Here is a 21,191-nt window from a genome sequence, read left to right as displayed (position 1 = left end):
GGGCGCGACGGTAGGTTGGGCGGCATGGCGGCCAACCCCACGAGGTCCTTCGGGGGTGCCCGGCTCCACATCGTGACCGGCAAGGGGGGAACGGGCAAGACGACGGTCGCCTCAGCGATGGCGATCGCCATGGCCGAGCAAGGACATCGGGTGCTGCTCGCCGAGGTCGAGGGCCGCCAGGGCATCGCCCAGACGTTCGACGTCGCCCCGATCGGGACCGAGGAGGTCCGCATCCTCAGCCATCGGTCGGGCGGCGAGGTGTGGGGACTCGCCGTCGACGCAAAGGCCGCGCTCATGGAGTACCTCCAGACCTTCTACCGCCTCGGGCGGGCCGGTTCGGTCCTCGAGCGGGTCGGCGCCATCGACTTCGCGACGACGATCGCTCCCGGCGTTCGAGACGTCCTGCTCATCGGCAAGGTCTACGAGGCGGTCGGTCGCACGACGGGACACAAGCGCGGCAAGGGTGACCTCGTGTGGGACGCGGTCGTCCTCGACGCACCCCCGACGGGCCGGATCACCCGGTTCCTCAACGTCAACGCCGAGGTGGCCGACGTGGCCAAGGTCGGCCCGATCCGCGGTCAGGCGGACTCCATCACGCGGCTGCTGCACAGCGCGAGGACGGTGGTGCACGTCGTGACCCTCCTCGAGGAGATGCCGGTCCAGGAGACGGTCGACGCGCTGGCGGAGATCCGCGCGATCGAGGTCCCCCTCGGAGCCATCGTCGTCAACGAGGTCACCGACCCCGTCCTGCCCTTCGAGCGGCTCCGGGCCGTCGCGACGGAGGACGAGGAGCGGCGGTATGCGATGAGCTCGGCCCTCCGCGACGACCTCACCTCGGTCGGGGTGCGCGTCGGCGACGCGATGATCGGGGGCCTGCTCACCGAAGCGCTGGCCATCGCGGAGCGGGTCGAGATCGAGCAGGAGCAGGCGGCGGTCGTCAAGGCCCAAGGCCTCCCGGTCATCCGGCTGCCGTGGCTGCCCGACGGCATCGAGGGCGGCGGGCTCGGCACCCTCGCCGACGCCCTCCGCGCCCAGGGGGTCGGCTGAGATGCCGTCGGGTCGGAACGGCGACCGAGGCACCGCGACCGGCGGGTCGACGAGCGCGGCCGCCACCACCCTGGACGTCGACGACCTGCTCGCCCGCGACGACGTCGGCATCGTCGTCTGCTGCGGCTCGGGCGGAGTCGGCAAGACGACGACCGCGGCCGCGCTCGGCCTGCGGGCCGCCGAGCAGGGACGCTGCGTCGTCGTCCTCACGATCGACCCGGCCCGTCGGCTCGCGCAGTCCCTCGGCCTCGAGGCACTCGACAACACCCCCCGCCCCGTCCGCGGCGTCGACGAGTCCGCCGGTGGCCGGCTCGACGCGATGATGCTCGACATGAAGCGGACGTTCGACGACGTCGTCGAGCAGCACGCGACGCCCGAGAAGGCCGCCCAGATCCTCGCGAACCCCTTCTACCAGGCGGTGTCGAGCTCCTTCGCGGGCACCCAGGAGTACATGGCGATGGAGAAGCTCGGCCAGCTGCGCGCCGAGGCCGACCGCGACGGCACGTGGGACCTCGTCGTCGTCGACACCCCGCCGTCCCGGAACGCGCTGGACTTCCTCGACGCGCCGAAGCGGCTCGGGTCGTTCCTCGACGGACGGTTCATCCGCCTGCTCGCCGCGCCCGCGAGAGCCGGCGGCAGGGCATACCTCAAGGTGTTCTCCGCCGGCGTCGAGCTCGCGACCCGCACCCTGTCGAAGGTCCTCGGCGGCCAGATGCTCCACGACGTCCAGACCTTCGTCGCGGCGCTCGACACGATGTTCGGGGGGTTCCGCGAGCGCGCCGACCAGACGTATGCCCTCCTCAAGGAGGACGCGACGGCATTCGTCGTCGTCGCGGCGCCCGAGCGGGACGCGCTCCGCGAGGCGTCCTACTTCATCGACCGGCTGGACGAGGAGGGTATGCCGCTCGCCGGCGTCGTCGTCAACCGGATGCAGCGCGTCGCGGCGAGCGGGTTGTCGGCGGCCCGGGCGGCCGCAGCGATCGAGGCACTCGAGGACGCCGGCACGGGCGCCCGGACGACGACCGACCTGTTGCGCCTGCACGAGGAGATCGCCCGCACCGCCTCCCGGCACGCGGCGGCGACCCGGCGGTTCCGGGCCGGGCACCCCGGCATACCGCTGTCGGAGGTCGCAGCGCAGTCCCGCGACATCCACGACCTCGACGGGCTGCGGGCCATCGGCGCCGCACTCGCGGGTCGCCCTACGGGCACCTGAGGACACACGACTCCGCCGGGCCCGAGGGCCCGGCGGAGGTCGAGAACCGGATCAGCCGGCCAGCTTCTGCTGCTGCGTCTGGTCGCGGAGGGCCATGATCTCGGCCTCCCACGACACGACGTCGGGGCGTCGGCGCAGCAGCGCCCGGCGCTCACGTTCGGTCATGCCTCCCCAGACCCCGAACTCGGTGCGGTTGTCGAGGGCGTCCGCCAAGCACTCGGCCACGACCGGGCACGACTTGCAGATCACCTTGGCAGCACGCTGCGCCTTGCCTCGAACGAAGAGCGCGTCGGGATCCTTCCCCGCACACACGCCCCTGCTGGTCCAATCCCTTGCCCACGCATCGCGCGTGGCACCGACGTAGCCGGCCATCCGTTCCTCCCAATGGGCCTCTTGGCCTCATCCCCACCGATGAAGTCCAACGTTGAGAACAGTAAAGACTTGTTAAAGAAACTCCCATGGCACATCGGGGCCGTTTTCAGACTGGCCCCCAGTGACTAGTCATTCCGCCGTTACGGGCTATTTCGGACAACCCTCGGTCACGGGCGGCCTGGCGGGACACCCGCGGCCATATCAGGTCGACGTTTCGGCCCGGCACAGTGCCCCGGGTTACCCTCGTGGGCATGATCGGGAAGATGGCGGCCGTCGGCAACGTCCTGCGCCTCCTCGCAGCGTTCGTCGTGCTCGCCGTCGTCGCCGGGGTGCTCGCGGCCGGCCTGGCCATCCCGGCGGTCGGAGCGACGGGCAGCACGGTCAAGGGCGGCGTCTCGCTCTTCAACGAGCTGCCCGGTGATCTGACCCAGAGCCCGCTCAACCAGCAGTCCCGCATCCTCGACGCCAAGGGCGGCGTCATCGCGACGCCCTACTCCGAGAACCGGATCATCGTCCCCCTCAAGCGGATCGCGCCGATCATGCAGAAGGCGCAGATCGCCATCGAGGACAGCAGGTTCTACGAGCACGGCGGCGTCGACGTCCGAGGCCTGTCCCGCGCCCTCGTCTCGACGGTCCAGGGCGACAAGCAGGGCGCGTCGACCCTCACCCAGCAGTACGTCAAGATGACGCTCCAGGAGAACGCCCTCCAGAACGACGACCAGGAGGCCGCCCAGGCAGCGGTCGCCCGGAGCGGGATCGAAGGCATCTCTCGCAAGCTCCAGGAGCTCAAGTACGCCGTCAAGCTCGAGCAGACCCTGACCAAGGACCAGATCCTCGAGGGCTACCTCAACCTCGCCTACTACGGTGACCTCGCCTACGGCGTCGAAGCCGCCGCGGAGCACTACTTCTCGACGTCTGCGGCGAAGCTCAACTACAACCAGGCCGCGCTGCTCGCCGGGCTCGTCCAGCAGCCAGGGGTCACCGATCCCGTGCACTACCCCAAGGCCGCCCAGGCGCGCCGTGACGTCGTCCTCGACCGGATGGCCCAGCTCGGCGTCATCACCGCCCAGCAGGCGACCGCCGCCAAGAAGGTGCCGGTCAAGAGCATGCTCAAGGTCAAGCCGGCCCAGAACACCTGCCAGCGGTCGTCGGAGCCGTACTTCTGCACCTACATCATCGCGTGGCTCCAGCAGCAGAAGGTGCTCGGCGCCGACCCCGCTGAGCGACTGAAGAACCTCAACACCAAGGGCCTGACGATCCAGACGACCCTCGACCCCTCGCTGAGCGACTACATCACCAAGACGCTCCGCAAGAAGGTGTGGGCCGGCGACCCGTCGGGCGTCGGGGCCGCGGCCACGATCATCCAGCCCGGCACGGGCAAGGTCCTCGCCATGGGCCAGACCTCGAAGTTCCCCGTGGGGAACCAGAAGGGCAAGGCCTACACGCAGCAGAACTGGAACGTCGACGCCAAGTACGGCGGCTCGACCTACGGCTTCCAGATCGGGTCGACAGCGAAGATGTACATCCTCGCCGACGCCCTGTCCAACGGCATACCGGTGAACGGCTCGGTGTATGCCAAGGCGGCCGGTCCCAGCAGGCCCGCCTACTACTCGCGTTCGGACAACAGCGACAGCTGCAAGGACTGGCAGACCTGGCCGGTCCGCAACGACTCCAACTGGGGCGGTGGTCCCATGTCGCTGTGGACCGCGACCGGCGCCTCCGTCAACAGCGCCTTCGCCTCGCTCACCATGAAGCTCGGCGTCTGCCACGTCATCGACACGATGACGAAGATGGGGCTGCACATGGGCAACGGGGCGGCGCTTCCGAAGTACCCCACGATGGCGCTCGGTGCCGGCACCATCTCCCCGATGACGGTGGCGTCCGGTTACGCCACGATCGCCTCGGGAGGCATCTACTGCCAGCCGACGCCGGTCGTGTCGATCACCGACAGCACCGGCAAGAAGCTCCCCCTCGGGGCGAACCCGTGCAAGCGCGTCCTCGACAAGGACGTCGCCGCCGGCGTGGCCCAGCTCCTCAAGGCCCCGCTCACGATGCCGGGTGGAACCGCCACCGGACTCGGCGTTCCCGGCCGGCCGTCGGCCGGCAAGACGGGCACGACGGACTCCCACGTCCAGACCTGGTTCGCCGGCATCACGCCGCAGCTGGCGACGGCGGTCTGGGTGGGAACCGGAATCGGCACCGGCAACGGAGTGCCGAGTACACCCTTCAGCATGGCTGGCAAGCGAATCGGCGGGATCTACCGGGGCAACGTCTTCGGCGCCGACATTGCGGCCCCGCTCTGGCAGTCGATCATGACGAGGGCCTCGAAGGGCATGCCGGTCGAGCAGTTCCCGAAGGCGTCCTCGAAGGTCACGAACGGCGACTACGTCAAGATCCCGTACGTCGTGGGGATGTCCACGTCTGCGGCCAAGGCAGCCATCGAGGACGCCGGCTTCGACGCCTACAACGCCGGCCAGTCGTACAGCACCTACCCGGCCGGGACGGTGGCCGGCACGACACCGTCCGGCTCGGCGCTGCGCGGCTCGTCCGTCGGCTACTACATCTCGACCGGCTACGTGCCCAAACCGCCCAAGCCGCCGGCGACGCAGAAGACGAAGAAGAAGCCGTCCTCGTCCTCGACGTCGAAGAAGTCCGAGAAACCCAAGAAGTCGAAGCCGAAGCCGAAGCCGACGAAGACCCACCACGGCTGACGTCGCATGACGCGCGAGACCGCCGCCTCCAGCGCATCGGAGGCGGCGGTCTCGCGTGCCCGGGTCAGCCCGCGCTGAGGAGCGCCTTGACGATGGCCGACACGCGTCCCCCGTCGGCACGACCGGCGACGACGGCCTGGGCGGCCTTCATGACCCGGCCCATGTCCCGCATACCGCTCGCACCGGTCGCGGCGATCGCCTCCTCGACGATCCGCTCGAGCTCGGCGTCGTCGAGCTGGGCGGGCAGATAGCCCTCGAGGACGGCGAGCTCGGCATCCTCCCGCTCGGCCAGCTCCGGTCGCCCCGCGCCGGTGTATGCCGTGGAGGCCTCCTTGCGCTTCTTGGCCTCCTTGGCGAGCACCTTGAGCACCTCGGCGTCCGAGAGCTCGCGCGCCTCGGTGCCGGCCACCTCCTCGGTCGTGATGGCGGTGAGCGCCATCCGCAGCGTGCCCGCGCGCACCGCGTCGTGGGCCCGCATCGCGTCGTGGAGATCGTGCTGCACCTGCTCCTTGAGGCTCGTCTCGCTCATGGCCGACATCCTCCCATCGCACGGCCGACCCCGGCGCGCGAGGACTGGGCCACGACCAGCGACAATGTCGGCATGCCTTCTCCGCTTCGCGCGACCGCGACGACAGCAGCCGGTGCGGTCGCGGCGGGAGCCGGGGCACTGGCATACGCATATCTCGTCGAGCGGAACTGGTTCACGCTGCGCGAGGTGACCGTGCCGGTGCTCCCGGCCGGAGCGCGTCCGATCCGGATCCTGCAGGTGACCGACATCCACCTTGTACCCGACCAGGAGCGCAAGATCGCGTGGATCCGCGAGCTCGCCGCGCTCGAGCCGGACCTCGTCGTCGACACCGGCGACAACCTCTCGCACATGGAGGCCGTTCCGCCCCTCCTGCGGGCCCTCGAGCCGCTCCTCGAACGGCCCGGGATCTTCGTCCTCGGGTCGAACGACTACTACGCACCCACCTGGCGCAACCCCCTCGGGTACCTCTGGCGCAGCACCGGCGACATCGAGACCCACCGACCGCGACTCCCCGTCGACGAGCTCGTCGCCGGACTCTCCTGCGGCGGATGGGTGGACCTGGACAATGCCCGCGCGACGCTGTCCCTCGGCGGTCAGCGACTCGACTTCGTCGGCACGAACGACCCCCACATCGGTCTCGACCGGTATGCCGAGGTCGCGGCTCCCGCATCGCCGGACGCCGCCCTCACCGTCGGGGTCGTCCACGCTCCCTACCAGCGCGTCCTCGACGCCGTGACGGCCGACGGGGCGGGGTTCGTCATCGCCGGGCACACCCACGGCGGACAGGTCGCCGTCCCCCTCTACGGCGCCCTGGTGACCAACTGTGACCTCGACCGCGCCCGGGTCAAGGGCCTGTCGCGGTGGTGGCCGGGAGCGGGCTCCGGCGGGGCATCCGGGTGGCGTGCGGCCGTCGGGCGCTCGCAGGCGGCCCAGCCATCGTCGGCAGCGCCCTCGGACGCCGCCTACCTCCACGTCTCCGCGGGCCTCGGCACCTCCCGCTACGCCCCCATCCGGTTCGCCTGCCGCCCCGAGGCCACCCTGCTCACCCTCGTCGCCGCCGCCTGAGCCGCGCGCCAGCACCGATTTCGGGCGCGCGGACGAGGTCGGCTATTCTCTTGCTTCGCTGCTCCGGTATGCCGGACGGCGAGCCACGGGGTGTGGCGCAGCTTGGTAGCGCGCTTCGTTCGGGACGAAGAGGTCGCAGGTTCAAATCCTGTCACCCCGACACATGGAAGCGGCGGATGGATCGACGGAGTCGATCCATCCGCCGCTTTTCGTGTCGGGGGACGGGATGCCGGGAGGAGGAGCGCATCCCCGCGACGAAGGAGCGGGAGACGCGACGACGGCTCCTGTCACCAGGACGCGACGACGGCTCCTGTCACCGCGACTGTGCTCTGCCTGGTTCAGAGGCCACTGGACGGCGCTCGGAGGTTCAGCTGACGCCGTGCATCTTGCGCTTGATGGCAGGAGACAGCAGGCCCAGGATTGCGGCGGCGACCAAGACGAAGCCGCCGATCACTCCGAAGTAGACGGGAGCGCTGTGCCGGTTGTAGAGCGGCGCGACCTGCGCGATGAGGCCCTGCCCCGCCGCGTCGGCGGCGAGGAACAGGCCGACGGTCTGCGCGACGAACGCGGCTGGGGCGAGCTTGGTCGTGGCGGACAGTCCCACCGGAGACAGGCACAGTTCGCCGATCGTCAGGACCGTGAGGCTCAGCAGCAGCCAGAGCGGGTTGGCCTTGCCGTCCGGGCCTTGCAGCACGCAGACCAGGGCCATGATGAGGAAGCTCAGGCCGCTGAGGAACAGACCGATGGTGAACTTCTGTGGCGTGCTCGGCTGCCGGTGCTTGAGCTTGGTCCACAGCAGCGCCAGCAGCGGGGCGAAGATGATGACGTCCATCGCGCTGATGACTTGGACCCACGAGGACGGGATGTGGAAACCGAATGCGTCGAGATCGGTCTGCTGATCGGCGAACTGGGCCCAGACGGTGAACTGCTGCTCCTCGACGAACCAGAACAGCACCGCCCCGATGAAGAGCGGGATGTAGGCGACCAGTCGGCTGCGCTCGACGGCGGAGACCTTCTTGCTCGTGAACATGACGACGAAGTAGGCCACCGGCACGATGAATGCCAGCAGACTGACGGCGTTGACGACCAACGAGGCGGTGAACTCGCCGGTCACGACCAGGAACGCGGCGCAGGCGACGAGTAGGACGACACCGATGCCGATCCGGAGGACGGCCTGTCCGCGCTCCGTCTCCGTCATCGGGTTGGTGGGAGCCAGCCCGACGTCCCCGAGGGTCCGACGCCTCAGCCAGTACTGGGTGAGGCCGGCTGCCATGCCGGCGGCAGCGAGGCTGAAGCCGAGATGGTAGTTGTAGCTCTGCCCGATCGTGCCGATCACCAGGGGCGCGAGGAAGGCTCCCAGGTTGATGCCCATGTAGAAGATGCTGAAGCCGGCGTCGCGGCGGGTGTCGTCCTCGGCGTACAGGCCACCCACCAAGTTCGTGACGTTCGGCTTGAGCATGCCCGTCCCGATGACGAGCAACACCATCGAGGCATAGAGGAAGGCGGCGCCGCCGGGAATCGCCAGGGTGAGATGGGCGAGCATGATCAAGATGCCGCCATACAGGATCGAGCGGCGTGATCCGAGGAATCGGTCGGCGATCCAGCCGCCCAGGATCGAGGACATGTACAGCGCCGCGCCGTACACGGCCACGATGGACTTGGCCAGGCCCTGATCGATGCCGAGTCCGCCCGACGCAGCCTGGTCGTACATGTAGTAGAGAAGGATCGCCTTCATTCCGTAGTACGAGAACCGTTCCCACGTCTCGGTGAAGAAGAGCGTGGAGAGCCCTTTGGGGTGGCCGAAGAATCCGCCCGGAGGGCGGGTTGTCTGGTCTTGGACGGACGAGGTCATAGCGGTCTCCTTTGACTCTGCAGGGTGGCTCCGGTTACACGGCAAGGAACCGGTGGGGGTGATTGGTCCGATCTGGATCTGGGTGACCGAGCGGTGCGGTCAGCAGGTCTCACGCGCGAGCCTGCGGACGGCCAGCTCGGCATACAGCGCGGCGCCGTCGGACAGGACGCGATCGTCGTAGACCGCGAGGCTGGAGTGATTGAAGGCGGCGGTGTCGTGATCGACACCGGGCGGACAGGCGCCGAGCATCACGAAGCAGCCGGGCACTTCGCTCAGCACGCGAGAGAAGTCCTCGGATCCGGTCAGTGGCGCCTGGAGCTGCTGGAAGCGGTCCGGTCCGAAGACCTCGGCCACGACGTTCGCGGCGAAGTCGGCCTCGATCGGGTGATTGATGGTCACCGGATAGCCCTCGTCGTAACGGACCTCGGCCTCGAGGTCGTGACCGCCCGCCACCGAATGGACGAGTCGCACCGCCCGCTCCTTGATCTGCGCACGTGAATGGTGCGAGAAGGTCCTGATCGTCGCCTGGAACTCGGCGACGTCTGGAATGACGGTGCTTCGAGTACCGGCGTGGAACGTGCCGACAGTCAGGATCACCGGGTCGAAAGGATCGAATGATCGGGTGACCATCGTCTGAAGCTGGTCGACCATCGTGCAGGCGGCGGGGATGGGGTCCTTGGCGCGATGCGGGGTCGAGCCGTGTCCACCGACGCCGCGGACCGTGACCGTCAGTTCGTCCGAGGATGCGAAGGCGACGCCCGGGCGAGCAGAGAACCGACCGAACGGCAGGGACGCGGAGAATGCGTGCAGCGCGAAGGCGCTCACCGGCCTGTTCCCAGCCGCGTCCAACACCCCCTCGGCGACCATGGCGGCTCCGCCGTCGCAACCCTCCTCCCCGGGCTGGAACATGAAGATCACGTCGCCGGCCAGGGATTCCCGACGCGCCGCGAGCAGATGCGCTGCCCCGACCAACATCGAGGTGTTGAGGTCATGCCCGCAGGCGTGCATGACGCCAGTGGTCCGAGATGCGTAGTCCAGGCCGGTCCTCTCGGTGACAGGTAGCGCATCCATGTCTCCCCGCAGCAAGACCGAGGGCCCGCGCCGACTGCCGCGGAGGACGGCCGTGATCGAGGTCAGGGACGAGCCGACCGTGATGTCCAGCGGCAAGCCGTCCAGCGCCGCGAGCACCTTCGCCTGGGTGCGGGGCAGCATCAAGCCGATCTCTGGGTCCTGGTGCAGTTCACGCCGTAGCGCGACCAGCTCCTCCTGGATGGCTTGGGCGCTCTGGTGGATCGTCATCGACAGTCTCCTTCGAGGGCTGGTTCTTGGCGTTGCTGTATGGGCGGGAAGCGTGACACCATGCGTTGGAGCGACGGCGAGAACTGCAAGAAAACGTCATAAGGCAGGCTAGGAATGAAAGATCCGCTCACCATCGACGAGTACGACCTGGCGCTGATCCATGCCTTGCAGATCGCCCCGCGGGCCCCCTGGAACGCGATCGGTGCGGTGCTCGGCGTGAGCGCCGTGACCACCGCACGACGATGGGAACGTCTGGTCGGTGCAGGCTTGGCCTGGGTGATGGGCCAACCCGGACCGACGTTGTGGCGGCATCAGTGCCTGGCCTGGGTGGAAGTGGAGTGTGAGTCCGGTGCCTTGCAGCCCGTCGCCGATGCCCTCGTCGAGGAGGCACAGTGCTCCTCGATCGAGGTGCTGGCCGGCGGGCGCGGTCTGTATGTGACGGTCATGACCGAGGACCTGCGGACGCTGGCGAAGTTCGTCATGACCCGCGTCGGTCAGCTCCCGGGCGTCCGCGGGACGCGCACCTACATCGCCACGCAGACCTTCGCCGAGGGTTCGCAGTGGCGTCTGGATGCGCTCAGCCGAGGACAGCAGACCAGCATGGCCGCCCATGCGGTGGCCTACGTCGACGGAGCCGAGAGCGCGGTCTCCAGCGACGTCGATCGGATGCTGATCCGCAGCCTCGGCGAGGACGGCCGCCGGTCGGCCACTGACCTTGCCCTGAGCGCCGGCTGCAGCCCTGCCACGGCCCGTCGGCGGACCGCCCAACTGCTGCGCAGCCGCTCGGTGCTGGTGCGGTGTGAGGTCGCCGACCAACTGGTCGGCTGGCCGGTCACCGCGACGTGCTGGGCCACGGTCCGGCCCGACGGACTCCAGGCCGCTGCCCGCGTGCTCGTGACCTTGCCCGAGCTGCGGCTCTGCGCCGCCGTGACGGGCCCGGCCAATCTCGTCATCACGGTGCGACTTCGGGCGATCGAGGACCTGCAGCAGCTGGAGGTCCTCCTCGCCCGGACGCTGCCGCAGCTGACCTTCACCGACCGCGCCGTGACTCTCGCATACGTCAAGCGGGTCGGGGCCGTCATGGACGGCAACGGGCGCCGTGTCCGCAGCGTGCCCGTCGATCCATGGGGAGGGTCCGGTCGACTATCTCGGAACTCAGCTGCGGGGCGCGCCTCGGACAAGGGGACGTGACTCCGGTCGCTGCTGCGACAGGAACTGCCGCTGCGACAGGGGCTTGGCCACCGCGCACCTGTGCATCGAGAGCCGTATGGACCGCAGGAGCCGGCTACAGCTCGGGTCTCGGCGACGGCATACCTGCGGTGGGGGGTCAGTCGGACGGGAAGGAGACGGGCACGGGGATGTGCAGCGCGTTCTGACACTCGGTGAAGACGTCGAGCCGCAGCGGCCTGATCGGCTTGAGCGAGCGCACGTCGTCGCTCATCCGGCCGGACCCGAGCTCCAGTGATATGTCGCGCGGCAACAGCCTGCTGCCGACAGCCAGGGTGTTGGTCTGGCTCAGCGTCGCATTCCAGCCGCCGCCGAGCTGGGTGTACGACGTCAGCGTCGAGACCCGTGCGCCGCTGGGAATCCGCTTCTGCCTCGGCGTGTCCACGTCGAGGGCGATGTCGGTGCCGCCGTCGTCGCCCGCGACCCGTGCCGACGTCCTTCGGTCGTCGATGTCGACGTCGATGTCGGTCACCCACTTGGGGAAGCCGTAGCCGTCGTGACCGCGAACCTGCGCGATCTCGGTGTTCACCGGCAACGACAGCACGTAGGCGTGCATCGAGTCGTTCGACAGCGTGGAGAGGAGGTCGGCCGTGCCGAGCCGTCCGTGGCGTGCCGGTCGGACCGCGATGCCGACGGTCGCCTCGGTGTAGAAGTCGATGTCGCATACGTCGTATCGGAAGAAGACGACCGAGAACACGCCGACACCGGGGGCGATCTGCAGCGGATCGAGCTCGCGGGGCAGTCGCGAGCGCAACGCCCTCGTCGGGGCGAGGTAGGTCACCTGGGCCTTCGACATCGCATAGTAGAAGTTCGGCGTCCTGGTCGGGCCGATGGGTGACCGGACCTCGGTCTTGGGCAGCGTCCGGAAGAAGTCGACGCTCCGTACCCGCGGATCCTTGGCGACCTCGTCGAGGTCGGTGTCCATGCGGTACCGGTCGAACAGGCCGCCCTTGGGCACGGTGACCGTGCGGCCCCCGAGGTCGACCTCGACCACGTCCTTCGCCGGGTTGATGTCGGACCGGGTCATCGCAGCTCCTCCGTCAGATGTATGCGTTGCTCACATGACGGTAACCTGATATGTAAGCACTGTCAACATCGTGGCACACCCACACGACCGCGACGCCGCGTGCTGGCGCGACGCACCATCGGCGTTTCCCCTCCGCACACGACGCCGAAGAGGCGATGCTTGAGGTCGGACAGCCGTGACGGCGCGAGGGGAGGTGGAGCAGGGCGATGTCGGCCACAGCGAAGCGCGGCTATCACCACGGTGACCTCCGGGCGGCCCTGCTGGCCACGGCCATGGGCATGCTCGAGCGTGGCGAGCCGTTCTCGCTGCGCGCCGTCGCCCGCGAGACCGGGGTATCGGCCACAGCCCCCTACCGCCACTTCGCCGACCGCGAGGCGCTGGAGTCGGCGCTGGCAGCCCAAGGCCTCCGCGACCTGTTGGCCGACCTGACCCGGAACCGCGAGCTCCCCACGACGGTGAGCGAACTCGCAGAGCTCGGCGTGACCTATGTCGAGTTCGCCCTGCGACGACCGGCGCTGTTCCGGCTCATGTTCGGCAGTGAATGCGACGACGAGAACGACGAGCGGGTACGGGCGGCCGCCGAGGTGCACGAGTTGCTCGCAGCGGCCGTCGCCGGCGTGTTCCCCGACTCCGACCCGATCGATCTCGCGTTGGGGGGCTGGGGCCTGGTCCACGGCATGGCGTGCCTCTATCTCGACGGCAAGCTCATCGGCTCGTCGATGGACGACGTCGCCGCGCAGGCGCGCTCCTCGTTCATCGCGGTATTCGCCGCCCGACCCAACGGCTGAGCGGACACGAGTCCTCGCGTTGACGCCACGCACGCGTCGCGCTACCGTCGATGTGAGCAATGCACACATCGACGGTGCGCACACTCGAAACCCCCTGTGCAGCCCTGGAGGCCACGATGACCGACCTGCCCCAACCCATCACGCCCTACCTCGAGCCGGAGGCCAAGCAGCTGTGCGAGCTGACCGACCCGCACCCGCGCATCTACGAGGTTCCGCCCGAGCAGGGCCGCCAGATCCTCGCCGACCTGCAGAGTGGCGAGGGCGTGGACCGCCCCGACGTCGACGAGGAATGGGTCGATGTGGACGCCGGCGACTGGGGCATCGTCCGCACCCGCATCATCCGTCCGAGAGGGACCGAAGGCCTGCTGCCCGTCGTGTTCTACATCCACGGCGCCGGGTGGGTCTTCGGTGACGAGCACACCCACGACCGGCTCTTCCGCGAGCTCGTCGTCGGCGCCGACGCAGCGGGCGTCTTCCCCGTCTACGACCGCGCGCCGGAGAAGGGCTACCCCACCCAGGTCGAGCAGAACTACGCGGTCGGGCAGTGGGTTGCCGAGCACGGTGCCGACCACGGTCTCGACACCTCGAGGGTCGCGGTGACCGGGGAGTCGGTCGGCGGTTGCATGTCCGCCGTCTTCGCCCTCATGAACAAGGACCGCGGCGGCATCGACCTCACGGCGCAGGTCCTCCTCTACCCCGTCACCGACGCCGACTTCGACACCCCCTCCTATCTCCAGTTCGCCGAGGGCTACTACCTCACGCGTGAGGGCATGAAGTGGTTCTGGGACGCCTACACCACCGACGAGTCCCAGCGCGCCGAGAAGTACGCCTCGCCCCTGCGAGCGCCGCTGGAGGATCTCCGAGGGCTGCCGACCACCCTGGTCATCACCGACGAGGCCGACGTCCTCCGCGACGAGGGCGAGCAGTATGCCAACCGGCTCCGCGAAGCCGGCGTCGACGTCACCTCCGTCCGGGTCGCCGGGATGGTCCACGACTTCCTGCTCCTGGACAGCCTGCGCGACACGAAGGCTGCCACCGTCGCTCGGCACCTCGCGATCGACGCGCTGAGGTCCGCCCTGCACGAGCAGGAGTGAGGGGAATCAGGCATGACCAGACGCGTTCTCACTGTCCTCACCAACGTCGGCCACTACGACGACCCGGGCCATCCGACCGGACTGTGGCTCTCCGAGCTCACCCATGCGTGGGAGGTGTTCGACGATCACGGCTTCGAGCAGACCCTGGTCAGCCCCGCCGGCGGTCATGTCCCGCTGGAGCCCCGATCGCTGAAGTTCCCCAGCTACGACCGGACCGCCAAGGACTGGCGAGCCGACCCGGCCAAGATGGCGCTGTTGGAGAGCACACTCAGCCCCGACCAGGTCGACTCCGCCGACTACGACGCGATCTACTTCACCGGCGGTCACGCCGTCATGTACGACTTCCCCGACAGCGAAGGCCTGCAACGCATCACGCGCGAGATCTTCGAGCGGGGCGCCATCGTGTCCTCGGTATGCCACGGCTACTGCGGGCTGCTCGACACCCGGCTCTCCGATGGCAGCTATCTCATCGCCGGCAGGAGGCTCACCGGATTCGCCTGGCAGGAGGAGGTTCTCGCCCGAGTCGACAAGCTCGTGCCCTACAACGCCGAGCAGCGAGCCAAGGAGCGCGGCGCGCTCTACGAGAAGGCCAAGCTGCCCTTCGTCTCCTACGCCGTCGTCGACGGCAATCTCGTCACCGGTCAGAATCCGGGATCCGCCAAGGAGACGGCCCGTAAGGTCGCTGCCCTGTTGTGACCGGTCCGGTCGCGATACCGGCGTCACCGGGAATGCGAGCGTGGGCCCGGCTCACCCGTCCTGAGAGGACGGCAGGGCGCCGCGTCGGAACCACACCGTCGTCTCCCCCGGGACGACGTCACCCGCGAACGGCGAGCTCGACACGAGAAGCGCGCTGCCCGGGAAGGGATACGGGTCGGTGCCGAAGGTGGTCAGCACGTGCCACCCGTTCGCTCGCTCGAAGTGGAGGACATCAGGCCGGCCGGTCTCGATCCAGGTGAGCTGCTCCTTTGTCTGCAGCTGGTGCCGGAGAGCGAGCGCGCGACGATACATCGACAGGGTGGACCCCGGGTCGGCGGACTCGACGTCGACGGCGCACGCGGCATACCAGTCCGGCTGCGGTAGATGCGCGCCCCCCGCGCCGAACCCGAAGGCCGGCGCGTGCGCGCTCCACGGCAGGGGCACCCGGCATCCGTCGCGTCCGATCTGGGCGCCCTTGGTACGCACGTATGCAGGGTCCTGGCGCACCTCGTCGGGGATCTCGGCGACCTCGTGGAGACCGAGCTCCTCCCCCTGGTAGAGATACGTCGAGCCGGGGAGGGCAAGGACGAGGAGCGAGGCGGCTCGGGCCCGTCGCAGCCCCCGGTCCCGGTCCAGTGCGGGCTCGATGCCTCCGCTGCGCAGCCACTCCAGAGCCGGCGTCTGCGCCGTGGAGGTACGGGCGGGCAGGCCGTAGCGGGTCGGATGACGCACCACGTCGTGGTTGGACAGCACCCACGTGCTGGAGGAGCCCGATCGGGTCGCGAGCTCGAGGTTGTCGGTGACGACGGTCCGGAACTGCCCGGCGTCGAACTCGGCGAGCAGCAGGTCGAAGTTGAACGACTGTCCGAGGCTCTCCGGCCGGGCGTACAGCGGAACCCGTGACGGATGAACCCAGGCCTCCGCCACGGCCGTGCGCGGCGGGTCGTAGGAGTCGAAGACCGACCGCCATTCGGCATAGACGTCGTGGACGTCGTCGCGGTCGATCATCGGGTGGCTTCCGTCGATCGGTCGCGCCTGCAGCTCGGCCCAGGTCGGCAGGGGGTCCCCGAGATCCTTCGTCAGCATGTGCGCCACGTCGATGCGGAACCCGTCGACCCCGCGATCCGACCAGAAGCGCAGTGTCGCAAGGAAGTCGGCGCGCACCTGCGGATGGGACCAGTTGAGGTCCGGCTGCTCGACGGCGAAGTTGTGGAGGTACCACTGCCCGTCCTCGACGCGTTCCCACGCCGACCCGCCGAAGAACGACTGCCAGTCCGTCGGCGGCTCTGAGCCGTCCGGCCCGGTCCCCTCCCGGAAGATGTACCGGTCCCGGGCCCCCGACCCCCGACCGCCCGCTAGCGCCTCCCGGAACCAGGGGTGCAGGTCCGAGGTGTGGTTCGGCACGATGTCGACGACGATCCTCAGGCCGCGGGTATGCAGGGCGGTCACGAGGTCGTCGAAGTCGTCGAGGGTTCCGAGGCGGGGGTCGACGTCACGGTAGTCGGCGACGTCGTAGCCGCCGTCGGCGAGCGCCGACGGGTAGAAGGGACTCAGCCACACGGCGTCGATGCCGAGCTCGGCGAGGTAGTCGACGTGGGAGAGGATGCCGCGCAGGTCGCCCAGCCCGTCGGCGTTCGCGTCCGCGAAGCTGCGGGGGTAGATCTGGTAGACGACCGCCTGACGCCACCACGAGCCCGCGCTCGCGTCGTCGGTACGAGCGGCCGTGGTCTCGACAGTCGAATGCGACACGAGGACTGCTTCCTTTCGTCGTCGGGGACGCGTCGTGAGCGGCCGGCGCGCTACTTGATGGCGCCCTGGGTCAGGCCGGAGATGACCCACCGCTGGGTGATGAGGTAGACGATGATCGACGGGGCCATGGCCATGAGATACGACGCGAACGAGACGTTGTAGTTGTTGGAGAACTGGGTCTGGAAGATCTGCTGTAGCACCGGGAGCGTCTGCAGCTTGGGGTTGGACGTGATGAGGACCGGCATCATGTAGTCGTTCCACGAGGCGAGGAAGGCGAAGATGCCGACCGTCGCGCTCATGGGCGCGAGGAGCGGGAAGATGAGCCGCCAGAACACGATTCCGGTCGTCGCGCCGTCCATCCGCGCGCTCTCCTCGAGCTCGCCGGGGATGGAGCGGAGGAATGCGGTGAAGAGCATGACGCTGAAGGACAGCTGGAACATGACGTGGAGGATGGCGACGCCGATCGGGTTGTCGAGGTGCACCATGCCGGTGAGCTTCACCTGGGACAGGGCGACGACCGGGAACGGCAGGAACATCGCGGCCAGCAGGTAGAAGAAGGAGTAGCGGAACAGGCGGTGCTCCCAGTTGTGGGAGATGGCATACGAGGCGAGCGTCGCGAGGATGATCGTGCCGGTCACTGTGACGGCCGCCACCCCGACGGAGATCACGAAGCTGCGCGGGAAGTCCGTCAGCGTCCAGGCCTCGCGGAAGCCGGAGAGGCTGACCGGCAGCGGGAGCGAGAACGCGTTGCCGTCGACCGCCTGCTTCGTCGTCTTGAAGGCCATCGAGATCGTGACGTAGAGAGGCACGAGCACGCTGAGCGAGCAGACGGCCAGGACGATGGTGATCGTCCAGTTCGTGCCGAGCCGCTGCCGTCGTCCGCGGCCCTTCGCCGCCGGTGCGGGGATCGCCTTGTCCGCCGGGTCGATGCCGACGGCGACCGGGGTCGTCATCAGAAGGCCGCCTTTCCACGGTTCAAGCGCATCTGGAGGAGGGCGATGACGACGCCGATGAGGAAGAAGATCGTCGCGTTCGCCATCTGGTATGCGTAGTCGCCGTTGCCGAACCCGTTGAAGATCGACATCGCGACGCTCGTCGTCGCCGTGCCCGGGCCGCCGTTGGTCAACCCGACGATGACGTCGTACACGTTCATGAAGCCCTTGAAGCTGATGATGACGTTGATGAGGATGTAGCCGGCCGTCAACGGCATCGTGATCGAGACGACTTGGCGCCAGCCGGTGGCACCGTCCAGCGAGGCCGCCTCGTAGACGTCCCCGGGGATCGACAGGACACCGGCGATATAGATGAGCAGGGCGCCCGGGATCGCCTGCCAAGCGGCGACGGTGACGATCGCGATCCACGCGAGGTGCGGGTTCGCGAGGATCGACTGCTCCAGCGGCCCGAACCCGACCGACTGAGCGAGCGCCGGCAGGCTGTTCGCGAAGAGATAGCTGAACACGTAGGCGATGACGATGCCCGCGATCACCATGGGCAGCACGAAGATCGAGCGCAGCGCCACCTTGGCCCGGATCTTCGCCGTCAGGGCGATCGAGAGGAGGAAGGCGATGACGTTGACGACGACCGTCGTGATGCAGGCGAAGAACAGGGTGAACAGGTAGGCGTGCAGGAGCGCGGGGTCGGAGAACACCGCGACGTAGTTGGTCAGGCCGACGAACGTGAAGGTCCCAAAGCCCACGGAGTTGGTGAAGCTGAGGACGATGCCCATGACGGCCGGCAGGGTGATCGCGAGGGTGAACAGCACGAGGGTGGGCACGAGGAAGGCGTAGAAGACCGGGTCGACCCGGCGTCGGTGCGCGCGACGCGACGTGGTCGGGGGAGCTGTGGCTGTGGCCATGGCTGGGCTCGCTTCCAGTCGGGAGATCAGGAGACGCGGATGGAGTAGCGCGCCCAGTCGTTGTCGAGCGTGCGCAGCTGGGAGGAGGGGCTCGAGCCGAGCATCATGGCCTGGGCGTAGTTGGCCACGGGGATCGATCCGGGGATGAGCTGGGACGGGCCGAGATAGAACGCGCCGGAGCTGTAGAACTTCCGCATACCGGCGAGCGTCGGGTTGCTCGGTGGCGGCGCGTCGCGCCGGGACCCGAACCCGTCGTTGTCGTCGTTGTAGGTGTCGTTGATGCGCGGCTGCATGAGCCAGGCCATGAAGTCGAGCGCGGCCTCCTTCTTCGAGGAGGCCTCGGGGATCCACAGCGCGAGGTCGACGTTGACGCGGACCTTGAGGTCCTTCGGGTCGTCGGTGACCGGCAGAGGGAAGGTGCCGAGGCTCATCTTCGGGTTCGTCAGCGCGATCTGGCTGAGCGCCCAAGGGCCCTGCATGTACATAGCCCCCTTGCCCTGCGCGAATGCCGTGTTGCCGTCGCCGTACTTGCGGCTCGCGGCGTCCTTGTTCGCGTACTTGTCGAGCTCGACCATGTGCTCCATGGGCTCGGCGAAGTCCTTCTCGAAGGAGACCGCCGAGCCCTTCCCCACCTTCGTCCCCTCGTCCTTCATGTCCGCGAAGAACCCCGGCACGTCGAGCATCCCGCCGATCGAGTAGTCGAACGGGCCCTGTGCGATCGTCCACGTGTCGGCATAGGTGTTGAAGAACGGGGTGACACCTGCGCTCCTGAGCTTCTCGCAGGCGGCCGTCAGCCCGGTCCACGTCGTCGGCACGGTGATCTCGTGCTTGGCGAAGATGTCGCGGTTGTAGATGACCGACGCAGCCATCACCGAGTAGGGGATCGCCGAGGTCCGCCCCGGGTAGTCGGCCGTCTGCTTCATGAGGGGCCACAGGTCGGGGTTGATGGACTGCGCCTGAGGCGTCCTGCCGAGATCCATGAGGGCGCCGTGGTTGACGAACTCCGCCACGGAGAAGTTGTAGTTCCAGCATCCGAGGTCCGGCGGTTGGTTGCGGACGAAGTCCGCCGGGACGTTGGAGGAGGAGTCCATGACGACACGGACCTTGTCCTGCTCCCTGTGGTACTTCGCGATGAGCTTCTGGAAGTACGGGATGACCTCGGGCTTGGAGAGGTAGAAGGAGATCGTCGTCGCGGACGAGGAGCCCCCACGCGACCCCGCCGAGCAGCCCGCGAGGGTGACCCCCACCCCGGCCGCCCCGATCCCCACAAGGAGCGATCGCCTCGTGACACTGCCCCGGGCGGGATGCTGCATGTGCTGTCTCCTTCGACGGCATGCCACCACGCGACGGGATGGCTTCAGCTCTTATCTTCGACACATTTATTTAGTCATCAAATCAATCAGGTGCGACGATGGTGCCAGAGCCGGAGAGGAAGGTCAATACCCATGCAGACGGCCCAGCGCGCGTCGGCGCCCCGCCCGGCGAGCCTCGACACGGTGTTGACGTATGCGTGGGGGGCCGGCGAGTTCACGGCGACTGACGCGATGTCCGCCGTGCGTCTCACGAGGTCGACGACCATCGAGGCACTCGACACCCTCGCGCGCCTCGGGCTGCTCACCGAGCTGCCCAACGCACGGGCGGTCGGCGACTACCGCAAGGGCCGGCCGGCCCGCCGCTTCGCCTTCCACGCCGACGCGGGCATCGTCATCGGGATCGACGCCGGCCACGTCCACCTCGACGGCATGGCGGCCGACCTGCGCGGCACCGTCCTGGCGCGGGTGCACACCGAGCTGGGCATCGAGCACGACACCGCCGAGGAGCGACGCGCAGCCGTCGGCGTGGCCATCGACGACCTCATCCGGCGAGCCGGTCGCGACGCCGGCGACGCACTCGCCATCTGCGTCGGGGTTCCCGCACCCGTCGACCGGTTCGGCGTCTCTCCCATCCAGCGCGACGGGTTCTGGCAACGGATGAACCCCGACCTCGTCGATGCCCTCGCGGACCGGGCCCCGTTGGTGCGCGTGGAGAACGACGCCTCACTCGCCGCCATCGCCGAGGGGGTCGCGGGCGCCGCGGCCGGTTGCGAGAACTACGTCGCCCTCCTCGCGGGAGGCCGTCTCGGATCCGGCGTCGTCGTCGACGGCCGGCTCCTCTGGGGCGCACACGGCGGTGTCGGCGAGATGCGCGCCCTCGACCACGTCGACGGGGTCGGGGGTGCGGTCGGCCTTGGTCACCGGGCCAAGGAGTGGGCACGCGAGGCGATCCGCGACGGCGATCTCGATCCTCGCGGGGCCCTCGCCGCCCTCCGGCCCGAGGCCCTCGAGGGCGGCACCGTCCTCGAGCTCGCCGCCCAGGGCGACCCGGACGCGATGCGCATCGCCACGCAGGTCGGCACGGTCCTGGCTCGGGTCGTCCGCGTCCTCCACAGCATGTACGACCCTGAGATCGTCGTCATCTGCGGTGGAGTCTCGTCGGGGATGGGCCTGGTCGTCGACACCGCGCGCGAGCTGCTGGCCACGAGCCTCGACTTCGAGAGTCCCCGGATCGTCGTGTCCCAGCTGGGAGCGGACGTCGTCGCCAAGGGCGCGGTGGCCGCCGCCGTGGAACTCGCCCGGAGCCACGCACTCGACCTGCTCTACCCGACACCGGCCGCCGGGGCCTGACGAG

At 68.7% G+C, this 21,191-nt stretch carries 18 protein-coding genes and 1 tRNA gene; 10 read left to right on the top strand and 9 right to left on the bottom strand.

All coding sequences use genetic code 11. The features are described 5' to 3' along the window. Nucleotides 1–24: 24 nt before the first annotated feature. Together BN12_RS04815 and BN12_RS04810 are read left to right on the top strand one after the other, a co-directional pair. A complete protein-coding gene (locus tag BN12_RS04815; protein ID WP_048550519.1) occupies nucleotides 25–1,047 on the top strand; it encodes an ArsA-related P-loop ATPase in 1,023 nt (340 codons plus the stop codon). Nucleotide 1,048: 1 nt separating this feature from the next. Continuing rightward, nucleotides 1,049–2,260 (top strand): ArsA family ATPase, encoded by a 1,212-nt coding sequence (locus BN12_RS04810; protein WP_083454422.1) that lies wholly within the window; start codon nucleotides 1,049–1,051, stop codon nucleotides 2,258–2,260. 51 nt (nucleotides 2,261–2,311) lie between these two features. Here the strand turns inward: BN12_RS04810 and BN12_RS04805 are convergent, their stop codons facing one another. Further along, the gene (locus tag BN12_RS04805) at nucleotides 2,312–2,632 is read right to left on the bottom strand and encodes a WhiB family transcriptional regulator (protein ID WP_048550517.1); all 321 of its coding nucleotides are present in this window, start codon (nucleotides 2,630–2,632) and stop codon (nucleotides 2,312–2,314) included. Nucleotides 2,633–2,883: 251 nt separating this feature from the next. Here BN12_RS04805 and BN12_RS04800 point away from each other — a divergent pair, with 251 nt between their 5' ends. Further along, nucleotides 2,884–5,343, top strand: coding sequence for a transglycosylase domain-containing protein (locus BN12_RS04800; protein ID WP_157635349.1), 2,460 nt, complete (start codon nucleotides 2,884–2,886; stop codon nucleotides 5,341–5,343). Between the two features lie 64 nt (nucleotides 5,344–5,407). Here the strand turns inward: BN12_RS04800 and BN12_RS04795 are convergent, their stop codons facing one another. Continuing rightward, nucleotides 5,408–5,872, bottom strand: coding sequence for a GatB/YqeY domain-containing protein (locus BN12_RS04795; RefSeq protein WP_048550515.1), 465 nt, complete (start codon nucleotides 5,870–5,872; stop codon nucleotides 5,408–5,410). Nucleotides 5,873–5,944: 72 nt separating this feature from the next. Here BN12_RS04795 and BN12_RS04790 point away from each other — a divergent pair, with 72 nt between their 5' ends. Together BN12_RS04790 and BN12_RS04785 are read left to right on the top strand one after the other, a co-directional pair. Next, nucleotides 5,945–6,937 carry a metallophosphoesterase gene (locus BN12_RS04790; protein WP_048550513.1) on the top strand — a complete coding sequence of 331 codons (993 nt, stop codon included), beginning with the start codon at nucleotides 5,945–5,947 and terminating at the stop codon, nucleotides 6,935–6,937. A gap of 86 nt (nucleotides 6,938–7,023) precedes the next feature. Next, nucleotides 7,024–7,097, top strand: a tRNA-Pro gene (locus BN12_RS04785). 207 nt (nucleotides 7,098–7,304) lie between these two features. On the opposite strand, the gene BN12_RS04780 is transcribed toward BN12_RS04785, so the two are convergent. Beyond that, a complete protein-coding gene (locus BN12_RS04780) occupies nucleotides 7,305–8,789 on the bottom strand; it encodes a peptide MFS transporter (protein WP_048550511.1) in 1,485 nt (494 codons plus the stop codon). A gap of 99 nt (nucleotides 8,790–8,888) precedes the next feature. Then, nucleotides 8,889–10,088 carry a M20 metallopeptidase family protein gene (locus tag BN12_RS04775; protein ID WP_048550509.1) on the bottom strand — a complete coding sequence of 400 codons (1,200 nt, stop codon included), beginning with the start codon at nucleotides 10,086–10,088 and terminating at the stop codon, nucleotides 8,889–8,891. Between the two features lie 114 nt (nucleotides 10,089–10,202). Between BN12_RS04775 and BN12_RS04770 the strand changes: the two genes are divergently transcribed. Then, on the top strand, nucleotides 10,203–11,279 hold the full coding sequence (locus BN12_RS04770; protein ID WP_048550507.1) for an Lrp/AsnC family transcriptional regulator: 1,077 nt from the start codon (nucleotides 10,203–10,205) through the stop codon (nucleotides 11,277–11,279). 136 nt (nucleotides 11,280–11,415) lie between these two features. Here the strand turns inward: BN12_RS04770 and BN12_RS04765 are convergent, their stop codons facing one another. Next, entirely contained in the window at nucleotides 11,416–12,342 is a 927-nt protein-coding gene (locus BN12_RS04765) for an acetoacetate decarboxylase family protein (RefSeq protein WP_048550505.1), read from the bottom strand. A gap of 206 nt (nucleotides 12,343–12,548) precedes the next feature. On the opposite strand from BN12_RS04765, the gene BN12_RS04760 reads away from it, so the two are divergent. The 3 genes from BN12_RS04760 (at nucleotide 12,549) to BN12_RS04750 (ending at nucleotide 14,920) form a co-directional block, all read left to right on the top strand. Further along, entirely contained in the window at nucleotides 12,549–13,130 is a 582-nt protein-coding gene (locus BN12_RS04760; RefSeq protein WP_048550503.1) for a TetR/AcrR family transcriptional regulator, read from the top strand. A gap of 116 nt (nucleotides 13,131–13,246) precedes the next feature. Then, nucleotides 13,247–14,224 carry an alpha/beta hydrolase gene (locus BN12_RS04755; protein ID WP_048550501.1) on the top strand — a complete coding sequence of 326 codons (978 nt, stop codon included), beginning with the start codon at nucleotides 13,247–13,249 and terminating at the stop codon, nucleotides 14,222–14,224. A gap of 12 nt (nucleotides 14,225–14,236) precedes the next feature. Further along, complete coding sequence (locus BN12_RS04750) at nucleotides 14,237–14,920, top strand: type 1 glutamine amidotransferase domain-containing protein (RefSeq protein WP_048550499.1); 684 nt, start codon at nucleotides 14,237–14,239, stop codon at nucleotides 14,918–14,920. 51 nt (nucleotides 14,921–14,971) lie between these two features. Here BN12_RS04750 and BN12_RS04745 read toward each other — a convergent pair whose 3' ends face one another. From BN12_RS04745 to BN12_RS04730, 4 genes are read right to left on the bottom strand one after another with little or no spacing between them, the layout of a single operon-like run. Further along, nucleotides 14,972–16,669, bottom strand: coding sequence for a glycoside hydrolase family 13 protein (locus BN12_RS04745; protein ID WP_048550497.1), 1,698 nt, complete (start codon nucleotides 16,667–16,669; stop codon nucleotides 14,972–14,974). A gap of 50 nt (nucleotides 16,670–16,719) precedes the next feature. Further along, the gene (locus BN12_RS04740; RefSeq protein ID WP_083454421.1) at nucleotides 16,720–17,622 is read right to left on the bottom strand and encodes a carbohydrate ABC transporter permease; all 903 of its coding nucleotides are present in this window, start codon (nucleotides 17,620–17,622) and stop codon (nucleotides 16,720–16,722) included. Beyond that, nucleotides 17,622–18,524, bottom strand: coding sequence for a carbohydrate ABC transporter permease (locus tag BN12_RS04735; protein WP_048550495.1), 903 nt, complete (start codon nucleotides 18,522–18,524; stop codon nucleotides 17,622–17,624). The genes BN12_RS04740 and BN12_RS04735 overlap by 1 nt, the downstream gene beginning before the upstream one ends. A gap of 26 nt (nucleotides 18,525–18,550) precedes the next feature. Next, nucleotides 18,551–19,837, bottom strand: coding sequence for an ABC transporter substrate-binding protein (locus BN12_RS04730; protein WP_048550493.1), 1,287 nt, complete (start codon nucleotides 19,835–19,837; stop codon nucleotides 18,551–18,553). Nucleotides 19,838–19,969: 132 nt separating this feature from the next. Here BN12_RS04730 and BN12_RS04725 point away from each other — a divergent pair, with 132 nt between their 5' ends. After that, the gene (locus BN12_RS04725) at nucleotides 19,970–21,187 is read left to right on the top strand and encodes an ROK family protein (protein ID WP_048550492.1); all 1,218 of its coding nucleotides are present in this window, start codon (nucleotides 19,970–19,972) and stop codon (nucleotides 21,185–21,187) included. Nucleotides 21,188–21,191: the final 4 nt, after the last annotated feature.

The sequence above is a fragment of the Nostocoides japonicum T1-X7 genome, assembly GCF_001046855.1.
Lineage (GTDB): Bacteria > Actinomycetota > Actinomycetes > Actinomycetales > Dermatophilaceae > Nostocoides > Nostocoides japonicum.
This window is presented reverse-complemented; position numbering and strand designations above follow the sequence as displayed.